1 protein-coding gene is annotated in these 358 nt (G+C 74.3%); it reads right to left on the bottom strand.

Annotated elements, in window-relative coordinates:
* Positions 1–358, bottom strand: a 358-nt coding sequence (locus tag ABQ292_RS26640; RefSeq protein WP_369210711.1) for an SDR family NAD(P)-dependent oxidoreductase, incomplete at both ends; no start/stop codon positions are given.

Below are 358 nucleotides of genomic sequence, written 5' to 3'. Positions count from 1 at the left end.
CCCGAGCTGGGCGGCCTTGGCCGCGGAGTAGGCGACCCCGCCGAACACGCCGCCGCCGCGCTCGGCCGAGACCGACGCCAGGAAGACGATGCGGCCGAAGCCGCGCTCGACCATGCCGGGTGCGACCCGGCGGGTGATGTTGTACGCGCCGCGCACGTTGACGGCGAAGACGCGGTCCCACTCCTCGCCGCTGACCTCCAGGAAGGGCGTTGGCGAGGTGATGCCGGCGTTGTTGACCAGGGCGCCCACCGGGGGCAGCGCGCCGTCGAGAGCGGCCAGCGCGCTCTCGACGGAGGCCTCGTCGGTGACGTCGCAGCCGATGCCGACGGCCTGCACGCCGTGCTGCTCGGCGATCTCC

The organism is Geodermatophilus maliterrae (assembly GCF_041018925.1).
Classification (GTDB): Bacteria; Actinomycetota; Actinomycetes; order Mycobacteriales; family Geodermatophilaceae; genus Geodermatophilus; species Geodermatophilus maliterrae.
Note: the sequence above shows the minus strand (reverse complement) of the source record. Positions and strands in the feature narration are given on the sequence as shown.